1 protein-coding gene is annotated in these 255 nt (G+C 54.5%); it reads left to right on the top strand.

The features are described from left to right. The coding region (locus JMV54_RS10640) for a YPDG domain-containing protein (protein WP_201518897.1) at nt 1-255 on the top strand (255 nt) is incomplete at both ends.

The following is a 255-nucleotide window of genomic DNA, read 5'->3' as shown; positions in this document are numbered from 1 at the left end:
GTGTGACTATCGACGAGAACACTGGTGAGATCACGGTGACCATCCCTGAGGATGCGAAGCCTGGTGACAAGATCACTGTTCCTGTTGTGGTGACTTACCCGGATGGTTCGAAGGACAACGTTGACGTCACGGTTACGGTTGAGCAGCCTGACGCTCCTGACACCAAGCAGAGCGATGAGTTCGAGCCTGGTTATGAGGATGGTTCGGGTAAGCCGGGTGAGGACGTCAAGGTTGAGAAGCCTGAGTTCAAGGACA

Origin of the sequence: Gulosibacter hominis, assembly GCF_904842695.1 — a bacterium.
In the GTDB taxonomy this organism is placed as follows: Bacteria; Actinomycetota; Actinomycetes; order Actinomycetales; family Microbacteriaceae; genus Gulosibacter; species Gulosibacter hominis.
The sequence above is the reverse complement of the archived record's forward strand: the minus strand, read 5'-3'. Positions and strand labels throughout refer to the sequence as shown.